This window comes from Lentilactobacillus kribbianus, from assembly GCF_013184075.1.
Lineage (GTDB): Bacteria > Bacillota > Bacilli > Lactobacillales > Lactobacillaceae > Lentilactobacillus > Lentilactobacillus kribbianus.
The window spans coordinates 359,179-380,711 of sequence record NZ_JABEQQ010000002.1 but is presented as its reverse complement, the minus strand read 5'-3'; the positions used below and the strand labels follow the sequence as shown (position 1 = coordinate 380,711).

19 protein-coding genes and 1 riboswitch are annotated in these 21,533 nt (G+C 35.2%); of the genes, 1 reads left to right on the top strand and 18 read right to left on the bottom strand.

The annotated features are described in order from the left end of the window. Positions 1-62: 62 nt before the first annotated feature. The 13 genes from HII32_RS06655 to dnaE form a co-directional block, all read right to left on the bottom strand. Positions 63-1,511 (bottom strand): RecQ family ATP-dependent DNA helicase, encoded by a 1,449-nt coding sequence (locus HII32_RS06655; RefSeq protein ID WP_216655662.1) that lies wholly within the window; start codon positions 1,509-1,511, stop codon positions 63-65. Continuing rightward, positions 1,501-2,541, bottom strand: coding sequence for a helix-turn-helix domain-containing protein (locus HII32_RS07890; RefSeq protein ID WP_172189602.1), 1,041 nt, complete (start codon positions 2,539-2,541; stop codon positions 1,501-1,503). Before HII32_RS07890 ends, HII32_RS06655 begins: the two co-directional genes overlap by 11 nt. Positions 2,542-2,558: 17 nt before the next feature. After that, entirely contained in the window at positions 2,559-3,212 is a 654-nt protein-coding gene (locus HII32_RS06645) for a DUF421 domain-containing protein (protein WP_172189600.1), read from the bottom strand. Next, entirely contained in the window at positions 3,212-3,673 is a 462-nt protein-coding gene (locus HII32_RS06640; RefSeq protein ID WP_172189598.1) for a DUF3290 family protein, read from the bottom strand. Before HII32_RS06640 ends, HII32_RS06645 begins: the two co-directional genes overlap by 1 nt. 98 nt (positions 3,674-3,771) lie before the next feature. Further along, on the bottom strand, positions 3,772-4,350 hold the full coding sequence (locus HII32_RS06635) for an ECF transporter S component (RefSeq protein WP_172189596.1): 579 nt from the start codon (positions 4,348-4,350) through the stop codon (positions 3,772-3,774). A 79-nt stretch (positions 4,351-4,429) separates the two neighbouring features. Next, positions 4,430-4,563: riboswitch (FMN riboswitch) on the bottom strand. A 48-nt stretch (positions 4,564-4,611) separates the two neighbouring features. Further along, on the bottom strand, positions 4,612-5,337 hold the full coding sequence (locus HII32_RS06630; RefSeq protein ID WP_172189594.1) for a pseudouridine synthase: 726 nt from the start codon (positions 5,335-5,337) through the stop codon (positions 4,612-4,614). Between the two features lie 17 nt (positions 5,338-5,354). After that, positions 5,355-5,888, bottom strand: coding sequence for an SMC-Scp complex subunit ScpB (gene scpB, locus HII32_RS06625; protein ID WP_172189592.1), 534 nt, complete (start codon positions 5,886-5,888; stop codon positions 5,355-5,357). Continuing rightward, positions 5,881-6,615 (bottom strand): segregation and condensation protein A, encoded by a 735-nt coding sequence (locus HII32_RS06620; RefSeq protein WP_172189590.1) that lies wholly within the window; start codon positions 6,613-6,615, stop codon positions 5,881-5,883. The genes scpB and HII32_RS06620 overlap by 8 nt, the downstream gene beginning before the upstream one ends. Beyond that, on the bottom strand, positions 6,608-6,970 hold the full coding sequence (locus tag HII32_RS06615; RefSeq protein ID WP_172189588.1) for a reductase: 363 nt from the start codon (positions 6,968-6,970) through the stop codon (positions 6,608-6,610). Before HII32_RS06615 ends, HII32_RS06620 begins: the two co-directional genes overlap by 8 nt. Before the next feature lie 20 nt (positions 6,971-6,990). After that, the gene (xerD, locus tag HII32_RS06610; protein WP_172190038.1) at positions 6,991-7,878 is read right to left on the bottom strand and encodes a site-specific tyrosine recombinase XerD; all 888 of its coding nucleotides are present in this window, start codon (positions 7,876-7,878) and stop codon (positions 6,991-6,993) included. Continuing rightward, positions 7,868-8,749: a CvfB family protein gene (locus HII32_RS06605; RefSeq protein ID WP_216655661.1), complete on the bottom strand. Its 882-nt coding sequence runs from the start codon at positions 8,747-8,749 to the stop codon at positions 7,868-7,870. Before HII32_RS06605 ends, xerD begins: the two co-directional genes overlap by 11 nt. Before the next feature lie 110 nt (positions 8,750-8,859). Beyond that, positions 8,860-10,617, bottom strand: a complete 1,758-nt coding sequence (pyk, locus tag HII32_RS06600; protein WP_172189586.1) for a pyruvate kinase — start codon at positions 10,615-10,617, stop codon at positions 8,860-8,862. Positions 10,618-10,824: 207 nt separating this feature from the next. Next, positions 10,825-14,172 carry a DNA polymerase III subunit alpha gene (gene dnaE, locus HII32_RS06595; RefSeq protein ID WP_172189584.1) on the bottom strand — a complete coding sequence of 1,116 codons (3,348 nt, stop codon included), beginning with the start codon at positions 14,170-14,172 and terminating at the stop codon, positions 10,825-10,827. A 125-nt stretch (positions 14,173-14,297) separates the two neighbouring features. Here dnaE and HII32_RS06590 point away from each other — a divergent pair, with 125 nt between their 5' ends. Beyond that, positions 14,298-14,486, top strand: coding sequence for a YjzD family protein (locus tag HII32_RS06590; protein ID WP_216655660.1), 189 nt, complete (start codon positions 14,298-14,300; stop codon positions 14,484-14,486). A gap of 42 nt (positions 14,487-14,528) precedes the next feature. On the opposite strand, the gene clpB is transcribed toward HII32_RS06590, so the two are convergent. The 5 genes from clpB to rpoD form a co-directional block, all read right to left on the bottom strand. Further along, positions 14,529-17,114 carry an ATP-dependent chaperone ClpB gene (clpB, locus tag HII32_RS06585; protein WP_172189582.1) on the bottom strand — a complete coding sequence of 862 codons (2,586 nt, stop codon included), beginning with the start codon at positions 17,112-17,114 and terminating at the stop codon, positions 14,529-14,531. Positions 17,115-17,231: 117 nt separating this feature from the next. Continuing rightward, complete coding sequence (gene pepT, locus HII32_RS06580; protein WP_172189580.1) at positions 17,232-18,470, bottom strand: peptidase T; 1,239 nt, start codon at positions 18,468-18,470, stop codon at positions 17,232-17,234. A 15-nt stretch (positions 18,471-18,485) separates the two neighbouring features. Beyond that, on the bottom strand, positions 18,486-19,601 hold the full coding sequence (locus HII32_RS06575) for a Nif3-like dinuclear metal center hexameric protein (protein ID WP_172189578.1): 1,116 nt from the start codon (positions 19,599-19,601) through the stop codon (positions 18,486-18,488). Beyond that, positions 19,591-20,295, bottom strand: coding sequence for a tRNA (adenine(22)-N(1))-methyltransferase (locus HII32_RS06570; protein WP_172189568.1), 705 nt, complete (start codon positions 20,293-20,295; stop codon positions 19,591-19,593). The genes HII32_RS06575 and HII32_RS06570 overlap by 11 nt, the downstream gene beginning before the upstream one ends. Before the next feature lie 106 nt (positions 20,296-20,401). Continuing rightward, on the bottom strand, positions 20,402-21,526 hold the full coding sequence (rpoD, locus tag HII32_RS06565) for an RNA polymerase sigma factor RpoD (protein WP_172189566.1): 1,125 nt from the start codon (positions 21,524-21,526) through the stop codon (positions 20,402-20,404). Positions 21,527-21,533: the final 7 nt, after the last annotated feature.

The window sequence follows — 21,533 nt, the reverse complement described above, 5'->3', positions numbered from 1 at the left end:
CTCCCTACACTTAAGAGCATATAAATCATTATTAAGTGTACCATCTTTTGCAATCAAGAATTTTAATTTTTCACTAAAAATAATTGGTGTAAAATTGTTCGCCACTGAGTTTGTGAAGTGTTTGCTTTAGTCGGCTTTAGCCATCGCTTATTAAATTCCTGCCAAGCTAACTGACCTTCATCCTTATCACAACAAAAGTCCTGAATATTATTATTTACTGATTGTTCATCAAAATAATTCAAGATAAATTGACGACGACATGTTCTAGTAAAAACATAATTTAACATTTGTTGTAATTCATTTTGTCGAGTAAACTCACGTTGCTTAAATATTTGTTGTACTTTTTTAACTTCGTAATCATGCCGCCAATAATAAGTTAATAGTTGTGCCTGTTCTGACTCATTATCCGGTTGGGGATGTCGCCAATAATAATCAATGATATTACTATCAATCACTGAATGACTATTTAATGAAACTTGAATATATTCATCTCCAGGCGCATATAATAATATTGCTAAACTAGGTTGTCCGTCCCGTCCTGCACGACCAATCTCTTGAACGTAATTTTGTAGATTGCCTGGTAAATGATAATGCACTACATACCGAATATTATCCTTATCAATCCCCATTCCAAATGCACTAGTAGCACAAACTACATCAACTTGATTTTGCATAAACTGTTGTTGAATAGTTAATCGTTGATCAGCATCTAAATCGGCATGATAAGCTAAAATTTTTTTATCCGTTTTCTTATTCAATAAATCGGTGATTACCTCGGCCTGTTTTTTACTACTAAAATAAATAATCCCCGCACCGTTTAATTGTTTAACTATTTTAATTAATTGTTGATCTTTGGCTTTCACGTTTTCAAAGTTTTGACCGGTTAAAAAAATATTAGAACGATTAACTGATTCCACAACCTGATAAACCGCATCGATCTGTAAATTTAATTTGGCTAAGATATCGGTGCGAGTTTCTTCATCAGCAGTTGCTGAAAGCATTAAAGTTACCGGATGATTTAAAGTTTTAATTACGTCTTTAATAGATAAGTATTCTGGACGAAAATCCGATCCCCATTCTGACACACAATGGGCTTCATCAATAACCAATAAGCCGATTTTAGCTGTTTTTAACGCCCTAATGACCTCTGGTTGGGCCAGCATTTCTGGTGAAAGGTAGATGTAATTGTATAAACTTAGATGGCTTAGTATAAACTGCTTTTCACCATAAGACAACATTGATGTGATTGCTACCACCTGACGTGAGCCCATGGCTTGAAGGCGACTGACTTGATCTTGCATTAGCGAAATTAACGGTGACACAATTAATACTTTTTGACGAGTTAACAAGCCATAGTATTGATAAATTAAAGTTTTACCACTACCGGTCGGCAAAACTGCCAACGTGTCCTGGCCTCGCTGCAGTGCAGTAATTACCTCCTCTTGTCCCGGGCGAAATTCGTCGAATGAAAAATTATTCTTTAAAAAGGTAATTCTCTCTTCATGTTTCAAGCCGTTTACTCCTATATATCTGATAAAGCCTAAATTCAAAAAAATCAATTTCGTTCTTATTACTTAACTGAGTATAACTCATGGTAATTAAGTCATCCGTAGCAATATCATGTAGTTCGGTAACAATTTTTGCTGAAATAAATCGCTGATAATCAAATTTTTCTACTGGTAACCAGATAGCTACTTCTAGTAAATGTTCTTTTATGGTGGATGTTTTCACCTGACGGTAACGTGCTAAATCAGCAAAAGAAAGATTTTGTTGTTCACTCATTTCATATGTTTGCCTAGCACTATGAGAGATAACTGGTCGACCTAAGCTTCGCGACAACGGTTGCCATAAGGAAAAACCAGCTTCATCTACTTGTAAGAAAAATAACCAAATTAACTGGTTTTTAACAAAGATCACAAAAGTTAGATCTATATCATATTTATCGGCCAATTGCTGATTAGTTAACCCCGAATAATTATGCCCCCGAAAATTACTAATAAAAAAATTAGCTAAATTAGAATTCAACGGTTGCAAAAAGTTAGTGAGAGTTTGATTAATTTTTTGGACTAGTTGGTTAGTCTTATTATTGTGAAACCAGTTTTTGACGACTAAACTATCAAAAAGGCCAGTCGGACTGGGATAATAAGAACGATTCTGATAACTAAATTCAGAAGCTACCTGAATCGCTAAAATCAACCGTTGACCAAAATGATTCAAATCAATATCTATAGGTTGAGTAATAGGAGCTAAGGGCAGAATACTTTGTAATTGTTTTTTTCTGTTTGCTCCTTTGGTAGTTAATCTAAATTCGTGATGATCGTTCAATTCAACAATGTTATCTTGTTTTAATTTAAGCAACATTGCGGACTCAAACGATATTTTTTCTCCCCTCAATAGTCCCACTTCATTAATAATTTGATATTGTAATCCCCAATAAAGGGTGGAAACGGTCTTTTTGCCACCTAAAATATTTTCAATCACTTTGGGGCGGCGCCATTGAACCGCTGATCCGTGCCAAATAATAAGATCAAATGAATTCACACATTTCTCCTTTAGTTTTAGCGCTGCTTTATTTGTGGGGTGGGATAACACGATAACTGAAATCGATCATTAATAAATTCAGCAAAATAAACTTGCGAAACACTATCAATTCCACGCTTAGTTAATTCATCTCGCAACCAATTTAAATCTTTTCCCATCGATTCTAGCGTGTCAAAGTCAACGGTTCCATCTGTAATAACAGGGAAATTAGTATTATTTTCTCCCTGTAAAATGACGGTTAACTGACCATTAGTTTCTAAAATGGCTCGCTTAACTGTTTGAATATCTGTTACCCCAGCAATCCGCAATTTTAAATAAATATCTTTTGCCGCCAGATTAGCTTTTAAACAATTATCAACTAAAATTTCACCGTTTTTAATAATGGTAATGGGTATCCCCGTGACAAATTTTTTAAAGCGCCCCACATGAATAGTTAAATATCGCATAATTAAAATTAGGAGTGACCAGATAACCAAAACCATTACAAATTGCAATAGAGTAATTGCCGGGTTGTAAATAACACCACCAACAATTCCCCCTAAAACATAATTCTGAATTTGGTCCATTGCTGAACTCGGAGCTAAATTGCTCTTCCCAGTTAGATTAATTAAAATCACAATAAAAATAAAGCCAACTATTAATTTTACAATGATATCAGAATAATTAAACATTATTTTTGACCCACCACTTCTATTTTGGTATTTACGGTATCTATTTGCATTTTTTCAATTAGATATCCTTGCTGATTGCTATCCATCAAAATTTGATAATAAGTATTATCATGAGTATCTCGGATAATCATATTAGTATTAATTGTAGCAGAATTAATTTGTAAATCATGAGTGGCACTATGATTATGCTGAGCTATTTTATTCATAATTTTAATCATGGACTGGCTTTGTCCCTGAAGATTACGAATATCATTAATTTGATTTAATTGTACAAAAGTTAAAAATAGACCCACAAAAATAAAAATAATGGATAAATCACGATATTTAATTAAAGTTTTATTCTGACGATACTTGATAGAGAAAAAGGCAATTACCACAATTAGTAAAATAATTATTGCAATTTTAACTGGATTGAGTGGCTGTTCTTGTCTCACTAAGTAATCATACGTATAAAAAGTCAAAATTCTTCTCCTGGTAATTTATTTTTTATAAAATGAATAGCTACATTTAATTGCAAAAATAGTACCCAACTTCTCAAACAGAAGTTGCGTACTATTAATTAACTTTTTAGTCTAGGTAAAACCCGTTGCACTACTATTTCAAAGAGGCCTCCCACTAAAACTCCCTTAATCAAGTTAAAGGGGGCAACGGCGTAAACCACTAATTTAGCAATAGGTAAAGATAGTTTTAACCCAACTAAATTAAGGTATAGTGGCGTGACTACTAACCAGTTTAAGATTGACATAAAAATCATTAAGCTAATTGCCATCCCTAATAAATTAACTGTCCAACGAATAGCTTTAGAACGATTTTTAGTCCAACGACTGAAATAGTAATAGCTTTCTAGCAAAATTATGGAAGCGGCAAATGAGGACCCCACCCCGATTAAATTAGCTATGGATGCCCCGGTCGTAACCCAATATAGCAATGACTTAACGGCGGCAATTATAACACCGCCAATTGGTCCCATTAAGACGGTTCCAATTAAGACTGGTAAATCACTGAAATCAATCTTCATATATGGAACTAAGGGAATAATGGGAAACGAGAAAAACATTAATACATACGAGCACCCCGCCAAAACAGCCGAACGAACAATATCTGAAGTAACCAACCTGGTATGACCATGGTTTTCCATTGAAAACACTCCTTATCCAATGATTATCTTCAAAAAAAGACCCCGCCAAAAACAGGGTCTCTGTTCAATCAAACTTCAATTGAACCTTCTTTATACCAGACTTTACTGTCGGTTTCGGAGTTACACCGAATCAACTAGATTACCCACCATAAGGATAACTAGGTCGCGGACTTTACCGCCGGTCGGGAATTGCACCCTGCCCTGAAGATACATCAATTATTTATTTATCCTAAATATATCAAAGACAAAATAATTGTCAACTTATTTTAATCCAACTTTTTTCTTTAGTTCTTCAACTTCATGTGGCTTTAAGCGACGCCATTCACCTGGTTGGAGTCCTTGTAGGGTTAAAAAGCCATATGATTCTCGACTTAATTTCATTACTGAATGACCAACGGCACTCATCATTTTTTTAACTTGATGATTTCTACCTTCGTGAATTGTTAACGAAACAATACTAGTTTTGGCGTCTTCATTGGTTTTAATTAATTTAACTTTAGCTGGAGCACTTTTTTTATCATCAATCATGACTCCAACCCGCAATTGTTTTAAATCGTTATTGGATACAATCCCTTTAACTTTTGCTACATAGTTTTTTTCAAATTCATATTTGGGATGAGTCAATCGGTTATCTAATTCACCATCATTAGTCAGTAATAATAAACCGGAGGTATCGTAATCAAGTCGTCCCACTGGATAAATTCGTTCTGAAACGTTCTCAAAAAAATCTAAAACCGTTTTTCTTTTTTTATCGTCCTTTACAGTAGTTACAACCCCACGAGGTTTGTATAACAAATAATAAACATGTTCTTCTTTACTAATAGGAACCCCATTTACAATAATGGTATCTTTGTCAGTTACTTTGGTTCCTAATTCCTTTACTACCTTACCATTAACCTTAACTTCACCATCGGTTATCATACTTTCGGCTTTTCTACGAGAAGCTACTCCCGCTTGAGCCATTACTTTTTGTAATCTTTCAGCCATAATGTTTCCTCTCTTGTTTAATTCAACGAAATATTTTGATCAATCGTGTCCGGTAATTTAGGTAAATCATCAAGTGATGAAATATTAAAGTAACTTAAGCCAAAATTACTCAATGAGTATAACTTAGGATGGCCTACTTCTTCTTTAATACCAGTAATTACCAATATGTTTAAATCTAATAAATGTTTAATACTACCACTAGAATTAACTCCTCTGATTTGATCAATTTCTATTCTAGATATTGGTTGATTGTAAGCCACAATCGCTGCAACCTCAATCGCTGCAGTCGATAATTCATGCGGTCGATTGTTACTAATGATATTATTGATTTCCGTTGCTAATTGAGTCTTAGTAGCCAGTCGATACGCTCCATCAGTAACCGTAACTTCAATACCTAAATTGGGGTCGTTCTCAAATTTAGTCATTAGTTTTTCCACTAATTGTCGACAAGCCGCTTCTGATATATTCATCGCCATTGCCAAATCACGAAGGTTAATTCCGTCACTACCAACAGAATAGATTATGGCTGATAGTTTTGCTAAATTACTCATCTGATTGTCCTCGTTTTGTAATCAAAATATCAGTATTTAAGGTTTGTGATAAATGAACCTCACCACTACGACTCATTTCTAAAATACTTAAAAAATTAGTTACTAAAGCTTGTCGATCATGGTGAGGTAACGTCTTAAAGTAAAATGAATCATCCATTTTTAAACGGGTCCTAATTAGCTCACTCTGATGTTTAATTGAATATTGCCAGTGAACCGTTACTTCTCCAGCTAAAAGGTGCTTATTTTGTTGTCTTAATCTATAAATATAAGCATTAGCCAAATTTTTAACATTTTTTTTACTAGGAATTATCAGTACTGTGGTCTTTTTTTCTAATTTAACAGGGGGAATTGTAAACTGCTTTCTAGCAAGCCGTTCCCCCTTTTTTAAATACTCAAAAATTGGTTGATAACGTTGATACTCTAATAATCGTTGTTTCAATTCTTTCCGAACTTTTTCATTATCTTCCGTATCCTGAGCATTTTGCTCAGTTATTGGAAGTAATGAATATGCTTTTAGTTTCATTAATGTTGAAGCCATCACATAATATTCACCGATAATCGGCAAATTTAATTTTTCGGCGTTTTCAATAAAATCAATATACTGATTAGTAACTTGCACTATTGAAACATTAAAAATATCCATTTGATTTTTTTTAATCAAATGTAGTAACAACTCCAAAGGTCCACTAAAATCGGTTAATTGTAACGTTGGCAGTGACCTAACCATGACGCAGACTCTCTTCCCATCGCTGACAAATGTTTCTAGTGTCTAAATTACCGACAATTTTACTTTCCGGAAATCTTTGGCTTAATTCAGACAATATTTTATTATAAGTCAATTGTTCTTTGTTACTGGGGGTACATACTAATTGATGAAGTACCAACTGTGAGTTTTTTTGTTCTAATCCAACCAGTCCAGACCAATTATTGTTATCATCTCGATATAAAAACAAGTAACGAGACTCAGATCCGTCATACCATTGCATTTCTTGATTGACCAAATCCATGCTAGTCAAATTATCTACTAACGATAAGAGTCCCATCGTAATCTTTTCATAGTCTTTACGATATTGATAAAGCATTTAAACACCTCTTTATTACTTTACGCTCGGGGATGAAATTGATTATACATTTCCGTTAAATGTTGATGAGAAATGTGCGTATAAATTTGGGTAGTAGAAATATCTGAATGTCCTAATATTTCTTGGACAATTCGTAAATCTGCTCCGTTTTCTAATAAGTGAGTGGCAAATGAGTGTCTTAAAGTATGGGGATGAATATCTTTAGTAATATTAGTCTTAGTAACGTATTTTTTAAGCATTTGCCAAATACTTTGACGAGTTAAGTGATTTCCTCGAGCATTTAAATAAACATAATCATTATTTGAAGACTTAGCTTGTAAGTTAGGACGAACCTCAGTTAAATATTGATTCAACCAATCAATTGCAACATCACTTATAGGGATAATTCGTTCTTTATCACCTTTACCAATTGTTTGAATTAAATGCATTGTTAAATGTAAATCGCCTAACTTAAGGTTGATTAACTCGCTCACCCGTAACCCAGTTGCATACATAGTTTCTAAAATACTACGGTCCCTTAATCCTAATGGCTTTTTAATATCTGGAGTAGCTAAGAGCTCGTTGACTTCATCAACAGTTAAAACATCTGGCAATGTTTTAGCCTTTTTAGGAGTGTCGATTTTAGCCATTGGATCCGTTTTAATATATTGGAATTGTTGCAAAAACAAAAAGAATTTTCGTAAACAAGAAACCATTCTAATAACAGTATTACGTGCTTTATTTTCTCCGGACAATTCATCTAAAAAATCTAAAATTAAAAATTGATCCACAGCTCCCCAACGATCAACTCGTTGACTAAAATAGCGTTGTGCTTCAGTTAAATCCTGACGATAACTAACTAAAGTATTATGTGATAGGCCCCGTTCTACTTGTAAATAATGTAAATAGTCATTAATTTCATTTATCATCATTTTGTTCAATTAATTCAATACCAGTTTCCGTTTGCTTAATCATTTTAGCTTTAAGTAAATGACCTACAGCCCGCTTAAATGCGCCTTTGCTAATACCAAAAAAAGCTTTGATATCAGCAGGATCACTATGATCAGTATATGGTAACGAACGTGATATTTCATGTTGTAAAGTAGCTAACAACATGGCCGCATCACCATCAATGGCTTGATAAGCACGTGGTTTGGTTGATAAATTAATACTGTCATCACGTAAATAACCAATTACTCGTGCCGAAACTTGTTCACCTAAACGAGGTTCTTCAACTCGTTCGCTGGGGTGCAAAAAGGCCAAATTATAGTCTTCCGTTAACAATCGTGTTCCCGCCATTTTCAAACGATAGGCCGTAGCTTTAATATCTTTATTTTTTAAATCTTTTTTTGGTGGACGAGCAATGGCAGCAAAAATCTCTTCATCAGCCAAATGCCCCCATAAGCGGCCCTTTTTATCGATACCAAGATCAATCAGTAAACGATCGCCTTCTTTAGGCCATAACGAACGCACCGTTGGTAATTCATCTAGTGATACCACAACATCTTTATTAGGTAAGCCAATATCAACAAAGACTCCCAGTCCATGACGTTGACTAACTACTGTAGCAAAACCATAATGATCAACCTGGATTTCTGGTTGAAATCTAGTAATTTGTAGTTTATGTTGTTCATTTTCGTAAGTAAAGCCAGTAAAGTTAGAACCTAACTTAAGTGGTTTTTTAATTTCTGTTTTATCTAACTGATATGTTGTCCCATCAATTTGAACAAAATAATTTTGATCATTTTGATCGGTCACTTGACCAGTTTGGACGTACCCTATTTTTTCGATTGTGTCCAACTCCGTTTCCTTATTCTGATACCATTCTACACGTTTTAACTCTTAATTTCGACTTATAAAGAAAAAGAGCTTGGGAAATCCCAAGCTCTTTTAATTGTTATTCAATTAAATTAAATTGAGTTTGAAGCACCATGATACACAATTCCACGATGAGAATCAACAGTAACTAACTCACCATCAGAAATCTTGCTAGTGGCACCTTCAGCGCCAACAATAACTGGTAATCCCATTGAAATACCAACTACGGCTGCATGTGAAGTTAAGCCACCATTTTCAACGATTAAAGCACTAGCTTTTTCGATAGCTGGCATGTAGTCTTTATCAGTTGTTTTAGTAACTAATACACTACCTTCAGTTACCTTACTAACTGCATCAGCAGCGTTATCTGCAACAACCGCTTTACCAATAACAGTTTGGTCACCAACACCTTGACCTTGAACCAATTTAGAACCGATTAATTGGACTTTCATCAAGTTGGTAGTACCACTTTCCCCAACTGGCATACCACCAGTAATAAGAATTAGGTCACCTTCTTGAGCAAGACCAGTTTCGACTGCCTTCTTAGAAGCAAGTTCAAAGATTTCGTCAGTACTTGCAGGTTCGTCAACAACGATCGGAGTAACACCCCAGTTAATCATCAAACCACGACGAGTTTGTTCGTCAAAAGTAATTGCCAAAATATCAGCATCTGGATGATATTTAGAAATCATACGTGCAGTATAACCTGATTTAGTAGCAGCAACAATTGTCTTAATACCCAATTCTTTGGCAACACGAGTTACGGAATCACCAATGGATTCAGTAACATCATTAGCAGCAAAGGCTGGACGTGGAGTACCAAATTCAGGGAAGGCATTTTCTGCCTTAACGTCAATTCTAGCCATAGTAGCAACAGCTTCTACAGGGTAGTCACCATTAGCACTTTCACCAGAAAGCATAGTTGCATCAGTACCATCAAAAACAGCATTGGCAACGTCAGATGCTTCGGCACGAGTTGGCCGTGGATTTTCTTGCATTGAATCAAGCATTTGAGTAGCAGTAATAACTGGCTTACCAGCCGCATTACACTTACGAATCAAAGTCTTTTGAACCAACGGAACGTTTTCAGCAGGGATTTCAACACCCATGTCACCACGGGCAACCATCAAACCATTAGAAACTTTGATGATTTCGTCGAAGTTATTAATACCTTCTTGAGATTCAATCTTAGGGAAGATTTGAACATGTTCCATATTCTTTTCTTCAAGAAGAGCCCGAATATCAAGAACATCTTGAGGTTTACGAACAAATGAAGCAGCAATAAAATCAATATCATGATCCAAACCAAAACGAATGTCGTCTGAATCTTTTTCAGTAATACCAGGCAAGTTGATTGAAACACCAGGAGCGTTAACCCCTTTACGTGATCCAAGCATACCATCATTTTGAGCAACAACAACTAATTCTTTATTAGCATCGTCTTTCTTTTCGATAACTGTATCAAGCAAACCATCATCAAATAATACGTGACCGCCTTCATGAACATCATCGTATAGACCTGGGTAGGTAACTGCAATCTTTTCAGGAGTTCCTTCAATACTATCATCCATAGAAATACGGAAAGTGTCTCCGGTATGGAATTCAATTTTGCCACCTTTTTGAACGGTAGTTCGAATTTCAGCACCCTTAGTATCAAGCATAATACCAACAGTCTTACCAGTTTTCTTTTCAGCTTCATGAACTTTATTCATTCGATCTAAATGTTCTTCATGATCACCATGTGAAAAGTTGAACCGGAAAACATTTGCGCCAGCTTCAATCAACTGAGCAATAATATCAACATCGGTACTTGCTGGTCCTAAGGTACTTACGATCTTTGTCTTTTTCATAAGTAGTATCTCTCCTTTTAGCTTGCGAATTATCATCTTGTCCTAATTCAAAATCTGAGTCAGCACTTGATTTTTCGCCATATTCAAAAGGTATTCTAACACTTTTATTTTACAATGTCTTGTAAATGTTACTGAAGCTTAAAACAGTTATTGACGGGCATTGTTGATATTTAGTGAAAGAAAGCCCTTACTTATATTTTTAATTTTTTACTGTAAAATAACGTTATTTTCACCGAATAATTCTTTTAATCGTTGATTAGTTTGTTCGTCATTACGCAAATCATATCTAGCATTTAATTTCCTAGTAATTCGATGATTGGCCTCAAAAATAATAACAGAAGTATTACCTACTACCCCTTGGCCTAACTTTGCAATATTATTAACCGCCTGATTATACTGAGTCATATCCGTAATTCTAATAAACCATGTCTGTTGTTTGGCAGATGATTTTATTTTACGAGCAACATTTTCAGCAGGTTGCAAACAATTAGCAATAAACTGCATTTCTTGCCGATATTCAACTGAACCATTAACCATAATTACCATTTCTTTGTGTAACCATGATTCGTTTTGATCGAATTGTTTAGGGAAAATGGTTACTTCAATATCACCAGTTTGATCAGAGCCAGATAAAAAGGCCATTTGCTGTCCTTTTTTGGTTCGAATGGTTTTTATCTTTGAAACATATAATAAAATGGTTTTATTTTTTTGACCAACAACTAAATCAGCAACGTTAGTTAACGAAAATTGTTGATTTAATTTTGTAAATTTTTCGACTGGATGCCCCGATAAATATGCTCCTAAATATTCATTTTCTTTTTCCAATTTATCAGTTAAAGAAAAATCATCCCGTCTAGTAATCTGTGGAGCTAGTATTTGCAGTAATTCAATCGAATTACCACTTAACTCAGTAGAGCTAATAAATTCTGGTACCGCTGCAATTAATTCAGCTCTATTAAACCCAAATTCATCAAAAGCCCCTACATAAATTAGCGGTTTTAATAGTTCTTCTTGTCGGTATTTTTCTGGTAATCGTTGCATGAAATTAGCAAATGATTTATAAGGGCCACCATTTTGACGCTCTTGCAAAATAGCCGCAACAAAATCTTTTCTTAATCCTTTAATTACTCCCAAACCAAATACAATTTGATTATCAGTAATTGTAAATTGATTTTCACTTAAATTGATATTAGGGCCCGTAACTGAAATATTAAGTGCCTTAATTTCAACTAAGTATTGTTTAATTTTATTACCATCATTTTTGGCAAAATTCAGTAAAGCAGTATAAAAAGCCTGTGGATAGTGAACCTTTAGATATGCTTCTTGAAAAGCAACAATACTATAAGCAACCGCATGCGATTTATTGAAGCCATAGTTAGCGAATTTTTCAATATAATCAAATACTTGAGTAGCTTCAACTGAAGAAACGTCGCGATGCTTAGCTCCTTCAATAAAGCTCGTCTTCATGTCATCAATTTCTTGTAATTTCTTTTTACTCATCGCTCGTCGTAAGATATCAGCCTGTCCTAACGAAAATCCGGCTAAGGCAGAGGCTACTTGCATTACTTGCTCTTGATAAACGATAATACCATAAGTTGGCTGTAGAATTTGTTTCATTACGGGTAAATTAAAGGTTACAGCCTGTTTCTGCCTTTTACGTTCAATTACCAATGATATATTATCAATTGGTCCCGGACGATACAAAGCATTAATTAAAACAATATCAGCAAAATTAGTCGGTTGAAAATCCACTAGTACTTGCCGAATTCCCTGTGATTCAAATTGAAAAATACCGTTAGTTTTTCCATTACTAAACAAGGAAATGGTGGTCGCATCATCTAACGGAATTTGATTTAAGTCAATTTGGTGGCCCAAGCTCTGTTTAATATTATCCATTACATCAGCTAATAACGTTAAATTACGTAAACCCAAAAAATCTATTTTGAGCAGTCCGACTAATTCAACATAATTTTTAGAGTATTGCGTCATCAATAATCCTTCGTTACCTGGCTGTAGTGGTACTTGTTTAACTAATGATTGTTGACTCAGTACTAAACCGGCAGCATGGGTTGAAAAATGTCTAGGTAAACCTTCAATTTTTTGAGCTGTCCTAAATATTTGAGCATTTAATGTTGAGTCAGCCACTAAGTTTTTCAATTTTTGAGAATTTGCATATGCTTCGGCCAGGTTGTGGTACCGCCCATTAGCTGGAAAAGCCTGACTCCAAACGCTTTGTTGCACAGGAGTTAATCCAAATGTCTTGCTCACATCCTTAATTGCTTGTTTAGCAGCTAAGGTACCAAAAGTAATAATTTGAGCTACATGATCATCACCATATCTATGGTGCATATAATTAATCACTTGATCCCGCTTATTATCCGGTAAATCAATATCTATATCGGGCATTTGATGACGCTCTGGATTTAAAAAGCGCTCAAATAATAAATCGTATTTAATTGGATCAACATTCGTAATTAACAAACAATAGGAAACTAAAGAACCCGCTGCGGATCCTCGTCCGGGTCCCGTCAAGATATTATGTTCATGAGCATATTTAATAACATCCCAAACAATCAAAAAATAATCATCAAAGCCCATTTGGTGAATAATACTTAATTCTCTTTCGAGTCGTTGTTGGTATTTATCGACATCTTGAATATTATTTTGTTGCATTCGGTGTTTTAATCCAGCTTCACTTAATGATCTTAAATACTGGGCCGAATTCATTCCATTGGGCACTGAGAATTTAGGTAACAACGGCGTTTGTTTTTCTAAATGCCAATCGACTTCACTGATTAATTGATTGAGGGTCTCAATTCCAGCTGTTATTTGTTGTTGCTGAAATTGCTTTAATTCATCAGCCATGGGAATTAACCAATTAGGCCCCAGTTGCTTGATTTTGGTTGTAATATCGTTCATTTTTTGATTAGCATTAATATTTTGAAGTACTCTTTTAGTAAACAAATCATCTGCATTTAAATATTCAGCCGTTTGAAAAGCAATAACACTAACTCCTAAATCAGTAGCATGTTTTTCCACCATTCGATTAATTTCTGGACTAGTATGATAACTAATTCCAACAAATACTTCGTTGTTGGATTGAAAGGCTAAAAGCTTTGCTAAATAATCATTAGCTTCATTGAGTGCTCCGCTAATTAAGTTTTTATAATAACCAGATTGCTCGGTCACAATTACCGCTATACCAGCTAATTTGCCTGCTAAATCAGCCATAGTAAAAGAATCATTAATCATTTTTTCACTAGAAATGGCCATTAGGTTACCATAGCCTATGTTATTTTTAGCAATCAAAATTATTTGATCTGTATTATTAATATCAGTTTCATCATTTAATTCCAGAGTAAGCCCAATGATTGGTTTAATATTATTTTTAACACAAGCGTCGTAAAATTCTACAGCACCATACATAACATTAAAATCTGTTAAGACCATTGTTTTATAACCACGGTCTTTAGCAGTAATTACTAAATCACTAATTTTAATGGGGCTTTTTAATAAACTGTACGAACTAATTACTTGTAATGGTACGTATTCCATTGGGTCACCCTCTTTCTAGTTAAATTATAGCAAATCTAATGTAAATCGCATTAAATAAATAGAGATTACGCTTTCATTGCCTAGTCAATTTGTGCTAAAATGAATATTATTGGTGAGGTGATAATATGCCTAGATGGATTAGTGGTAATTTAGCTGTTATTTTTTGGGCAATTCTTCTTGGAGAGGTAATCGGATACATTGTCTCTGCACTTGAAGGAATGCCATATAATATGATCAATATTGCTATTGTTGCTTCAGTAGCTGCATTAATTTTAGTTAATGGTGTTAGTCTACTGCTTAAGGACCAAGATTAAAAAAGTCGGAATATAATATTCCGGCTTTTTTTGTGCGCTTTTTTAATGTTTAAAGATTAATTCATTATTGTCAGTATCAATTTCCACAGTGTCGCCGCTACTAATGTCGCCAGCCACCAGTAATTTAGCCAATGGTGTTTCTACTGTTTTAGTCACAAAACGTTGTAATGGTCGTGCCCCAAATTGCGGTTCATAACCTTGCTTAGCAATCCAAACCTTAGCAGCATTAGTGATTTTTAAGCCAATTTCTTGTTCTTTTAGCCGTTTAGCTAATTGATCAACTAATTTTTGTACAATTAATTCCATATCTTGCAGCGTTAATGGCGTAAACATTATTGTATCATCAATTCGATTTAAAAATTCCGGTTTAAATCTGGCGTGTAATTGTTGTGAAACAGCCTGTTTGACATTAGCTGGAATGGTACCATCCGCTTTAGTTCCTTCAAGCAATAAATCCGAACCAATATTTGAGGTCATAATTAAAATTGTATTTTTAAAATCAATAGTCCGTCCCTGACCATCAGTTAAACGACCATCATCTAGAACCTGTAACAAGATATTAAAAACATCCGGATGAGCTTTTTCAATTTCATCAAACAAAACAATCGTATACGGATTACGACGAACCGCTTCAGTTAGTTGACCGCCTTCTTCATAACCAATATATCCAGGCGCAGCCCCTACTAAACGAGAAACCGACTCTTTTTGCATATATTCTGACATATCAATTCGTACCATATGATCTTCAGAATCAAATAAATTTTCCGCTAACGCCTTAGCTAACTCTGTTTTACCAACCCCAGTAGGACCTAAAAATAGAAATGATCCTAATGGTTTACTTGGATCTTGCAATCCGGCTCGAGACCGAATCACGGCATCTGAAACGGCTTCAACAGCTTCATCTTGCCCAACCACTCGTTGATGTAAATGGTCAGCCAAATGAAGTAGTTTTTCGCGATCACCTTCAACTAACTTAGCTACTGGAATTCCAGTTTGACGACTAACGACATCAGCAATTTGATCTGCGGTAACCGATTCTTCTACTAACCATTCATTTTCTCGATCAAGTGCTTCTAAACTGGCAATTTCTTTTTCCAATTCCGGAATAGTTCCATGTTGCAACACGGCCGCTTTATTTAAGTCATAATTACTTTCAGCCTGTTGCAAATCATTTTTAGCCTTATCTAATTCTTGCTTTTTACTACTAATTTTTTCCAATGATTGTTTTTCATCACGCCAACGAGCGTTTAATTCATTAACTTTTTCCTTAGTGCTAGCTAATTCACGCGATAATTCTTTTAATCGTTTCTTAGAATCATCATCAGTCTCTTCTTTTAAGGCGGCCTCTTCAACTTCTAGTCGCATTAATTGACGACTGGCTTGATCTAATTCAGTGGGGCTGGAATTCATTTCTACCCGAATTTCGGCTGAAGCTTCATCTACCAAATCAATTGCTTTATCCGGTAAAAACCGATCAGTAATGTAGCGATTAGATAATTTAGCTGCAGCTACTAAAGCATTGTCATGAATCTTTACGCCATGATGAATCTCTAGACTTTCTCGCAACCCGCGTAAAATCGTAACGGTATCTTCAACCGTTGGTTCCGCCACTAATACACGTTGAAATCGTCGTTCTAAGGCCTTATCTTTTTCAAAATTTTGACGGAATTCATCAATTGTTGTTGCTCCAATTAAATGCAGTTCACCTCGAGCAAGCATCGGTTTTAAAATATTACCCGCATCCATGCTCCCTTCAGTTTTACCAGCCCCGACAATTGTATGAATTTCATCAATGAACAAAATAATTTGCCCTTCAGATTTTTTTACTTCTTTTAATACTGACTGAAGTCGTTCTTCAAATTCGCCACGGTACTTGGCACCCGCGATTAAGGAACTCATGTCTAATTGAAAAATGGTTTTATTTTGTAAATTTTCGGGAACATCGTTAGTAGCAATTCGTTTGGCTAAACCTTCTACTACGGCCGTTTTACCAACCCCTGGTTCACCAATTAATACCGGATTATTTTTAGTTTTGCGAGATAAAATTCGAATTACATCCAAAATTTCTGCATCCCGACCGATAATTGGTCCTAGTTTATTTTCGCGAGCAGCCTTAACCAAATCACTACCATATTTTTCCAGTGCTTGGTAACCATCCTCTTGATTCTTAGAAGTCACGCGTTCACCACCCCGAATACTTGCGACTTCATTTCGAACTTTTTGTTCGGTAATTCCTTGTCGTTTCAAGTATTCAGTCAGTTTTTCACCACTTAATTTCATTAAAGCAATCGTTAAAGTATCTACGGCAATATAATCATCATTAAATTCATTTTTGATTTGTTCTGCTTGTTGCAATAATTGATACATATTATTAGACAATGATTGACCATAACTCACATTATCGCCAGCAACAGTAGCAATTTGATCAATTTCAGTATCTAATTCTTGTTCTAGTTCATCCAAATTTAATCCCAATTCAGAATAAATTTGCCGGGCTAATTCACCGGGTTGAACTAAAAATTTAAACAAGTGTGCCACAGTAATATTTTGTTGTTTTCGGGTCACAGCAATTTGTTGAGCTTGAGCGATTGCTTGTGATACCGCTTCTGTTAAATTATCTGGATTCATATATTCCACCCTTTTATTTGTATTTAAAAAGACTTGAAAATTAATTTTCAAGTCTAAGTAGTACTATTTTAACAAATATTGAGATGAAACTAAAATAATTTGACCAATTTTGACCAATTATTTTGCAGCATATAGTTTAGCAATTTCAACAATAACATCCGTTGCTTTTTCCATCACTCGTTCTGAAACAAATTCAAAACGGCCATGCATATTTTCACCACCAGCAAAAATATTAGGAGTAGGTAATCCCATAAAAGAAATTTTAGAACCATCTGTTCCACCCCGAACAGCAAAAATATTAGGTTTAACACCAACATTTTTCATAGCTTGTTCGGCGATATCAACTACCTCTGGATTAGCAGCGACTACTTCTCCCATATTGTAATATTCATCATGCATATCCAATGAAACTGTATTTGCACCATATTGCTGATTTAATTGGTTGACAATATCTTTTACTAATTGTTTACGCGCCTCAAATTTTTCACGATCATGATCACGAATAATATAATCGATTTCACTGGCATCCACAGTACCGTTGAAGGCGTATACGTGGAAAAATCCTTGACGATTATCAGTTTTTTCGGGACGATCAGCTGCAGGCAATTGGTTATGAAAATCCATAGCTACTTGCAATGAATTAACCATCACTCCCTTAGCGTCAGAAGGATGAACATTAGTTCCTTGTACCTTGATTTTAGCATCGGCCGCATTAAAAGTTTCATAATTGAGATCACCTTCTGGTCCACCATCAACGGTATATGCTACGTCAGCTCCAAAATCTTTTACATCAAAATGATTGGCTCCCGTACCAATTTCTTCATCTGGACCAAAACCTAATTTTAGTTCCCCGTGCTTAATTTCTGGATGATTCATCAAATAATTCACGGCAGCAATAATTTCAGCTACCCCAGATTTATCATCAGCTCCTAATAACGTAGTACCATCGCTAGTGATTAAAGTATCACCTTTATAATTACGTAAATTAGGGAAAATTGTAGGATCCAGGTTATATTTTCCAGCTTTATCTAGTTTAATTACTGATTCACCATCATAGTTTTTCACAAATTGTGGTTGAATATTTTCTGAATTAAAATCAGCTGTATCAATATGGGAAATAAATCCCACTACTGGAGTTGAATAATCAATATTAGCAGGTAAAGTAGCAAAAACGTAACCACTTTGTTCGTTTGTATGAACATCTTTTAGCCCCATTTGTGTGAGTTTCGTTTGTAAATGGTTCAAAAAAGCAGTTTCACGATTAGCTGAAGGAATGGTACTAGAGTTTGCATCTGAACGAGTATTAACTTTAACAAATTCAATAAAATCAGGAATTAGTTGTTCATACTTTGCCATAATAAAATCTCCTTTTTAAATAAATGTAAATGGGTCCGTATTAATCTGTGATTCAGCAACTTGCAATGACCAATCATTTTCGCTTGCCCATTGTTTAATCAATTGAGCTAATTTGGGCTTACAAATACTTTCAATATGGTGTCCAGGATCTATAACTGGTAAATCACTAGCTAACATATCATGACCAGTATGATAATAAACATCACCAGTAATGTAAACATCAGCTCCTTTTTGCTTAGCAATATGGTAAAACTTACCTCCATCACCACCCAAAATGGCCACGGTTTGAACCAAACGATCCAACTCATTAGCAACTACTCGTAATCCATTTACCTTAAAGGTTTTCTTGCATAGCTCAGCCAATTCTTTAACAGTCATTGATTGTCTTAATTTACCAATTCGCCCCATAGAATACTGTAAGCGGTGATCATCTAATTTAACCAAGTGATAAATTGGTTGATCCAACGGATGAACATCATAAAGTGCTTTTAATACATCGGTTAAGTGACCTTCAGAAACTTCAAATTCAATTCTAGTGTTATCCTGTTCAGCAGGAGTTTCTACTGCACTGGCACCTGGTTGTACTCCTACTGGCGTAACATATTGAATCAACCCATCCCATTGAAAAGTATAGCCACTAGAGCCATCGGCAGTAATTTCAGCACCAGCATCAACTAAAGACATTTGAACAGCGTTAGCATAAATTTTAGGTGCTTGTACTGTCAATGAATAAATAGCCTCCGTATACCCAGGCACTAATCCCGTTGTATCCACTAGCTGTAAAGCTTCAGCCAACCAATCATTTAATCCATTGTTAGCTGAATCTAAATTAGTATGAGCAGCATAAACCGTAATATGATGCTGAATTAAATCAGCATACATTTTATTTTGGGGATTACTTAAATCTAGATTTTTAGCTGGACGAAACATTACCGGATGGTGAGCAAAAATAAAATCGATATTGTTATCAATAGCTTCTTGTACCACTTCTGGTCTAACGTCTAGGGTTGTCATAACATTGTGAATCTCTGCATCTAAAGAACCAATTTGTAATCCTACTGGATCATTAGGCTCAGCAATTTGCTTAGGAGCATATTGCTCAAACCGTTCTACTAATTCTCTAACCTTCATTATTTAACACCTCACTGATCATCGTCACTTTATTTTTAATTTTTTCTACTTTCTCCTTGGGAACATGAACTGCTTGTTCTAAATCACGTAAAACCTGCTGATTAGTAGCTAGTTCATGACGCCATTTATTTAAAAAGGCGTCGTTTTGTACTTGCATTAATTTGGGGCCAAATCGTAACTGTTTTGAAGTATAGTGAACTACACTAACTACCGCTTTAGCAACAATTATCTCGTAAGTATGGCCACCTTCAGCTAAGATAGCTTCTTCAATAATTTCATAATGATTATTCATTAGCCACTCTCTAACAATATCTTCTCCAATATTAGGTTGTAAAATCAGTAGTGGTTGATTTTTAAGGACGTTTTGGCCTTCTGTTAGAATTTGACTAATTAAAGTTCCCCCCATTCCAGCAATGGTAATGGTATCAACATGATCAGTTGGCTCAATAGCCGCCAATCCATTAGCAAGTCTTGGGGTAATTATATCCAACAAATTAGCCTTAGTAATTTCATGAATGGCATTATTTAATGGCCCTTGGGCAACTTCACCAGCAATACCACTTGAGATGACGTTGGTTTCTGCTAAGTAAATGGGTAAATAAGCATGATCAGAACCAATGTCTGCCACAATACTATTTTTAGGAACAAAATCAGCGACCGCTTGAAGACGATCAGATAAATGAGAACTATTCATGAAATACTCCTTCGATAAGTAATTTAACTTTATTATAAGCTACCTAATTAAAAATATGTATAAAAAAAGCAGAGATTTCTCCCCGCTTTTTATCTATTTATCCTAGTTATTCTAGGAAATCTTTTAATTGTTTACTACGTGATGGGTGGCGCAATTTGCGTAATGCCTTCGCTTCAATTTGACGAATTCGTTCCCGAGTAACGCCAAATACCTTACCAACTTCTTCAAGCGTACGAGTGCGACCATCATCTAAACCAAATCTAAGTCGAAGTACATTTTCTTCTCGATCAGTTAAAGTATCTAATACCGTTTCTAACTGTTCTTTTAGCATTTCATAAGCAGCATGATCTGCAGGAGAAGTGGCATCTTGGTCTTCGATAAAATCACCCAAATGAGAATCGTCCTCTTCTCCAATTGGTGTTTCTAATGAAACCGGTTCTTGAGCAATTTTTAGGATGCCCCGAACTTTTTCAGTTGGCATATCCATTTCGGCCCCGATTTCTTCCGGTAATGGTTCACGGCCTAAATCTTGTAATAATTGGCGTTGAATTCTGATTAATTTATTGATAGTTTCAACCATATGGACCGGAATTCGAATCGTCCGAGCTTGATCCGCAATGGCCCGTGTAATTGCTTGACGAATCCACCAAGTAGCGTAAGTAGAAAATTTGAATCCTTTTCGGTAATCAAATTTTTCTACGGCCTTCATCAATCCCATGTTACCTTCTTGAATTAAATCCAAGAATTGCATACCTCGACCGACATAACGTTTGGCAATTGAAACTACCAACCGCAAGTTGGCTTCTGCTAGTTCTTGTTTAGCAGACTCATCACCATCTTCGATACGTTTGGCCAAACTAACTTCTTCTTCGGCTTTTAATAAAGGCACGCGACCAATTTCTTTTAAATACATTCTAACTGGATCATTAATCTTGACCCCGATTGGTGCTGAAACGTCAGCTAATTCTTTTTTAGTCACTTTTTTGGCGGCGTTTAAGGCCCGTGGATCTGGTTCACCATTTTCGTCCACAACACTGATACCGGAATCTTCAATTGATTCTAGTAATTCTTCAGTTTCTTTTTCATTTAAAGTATAAGGTTTGATAATCTTGGAATCTAATTCATTATAAACCAAGTGACCGATAGGTTTATTTTCTTTAACAATCGCATCAAATTCTTTTTTATATACCTTATCTTTTTCTTCTGCTTTAGTGGTCTTTTTTGTAGCCATAAAATGC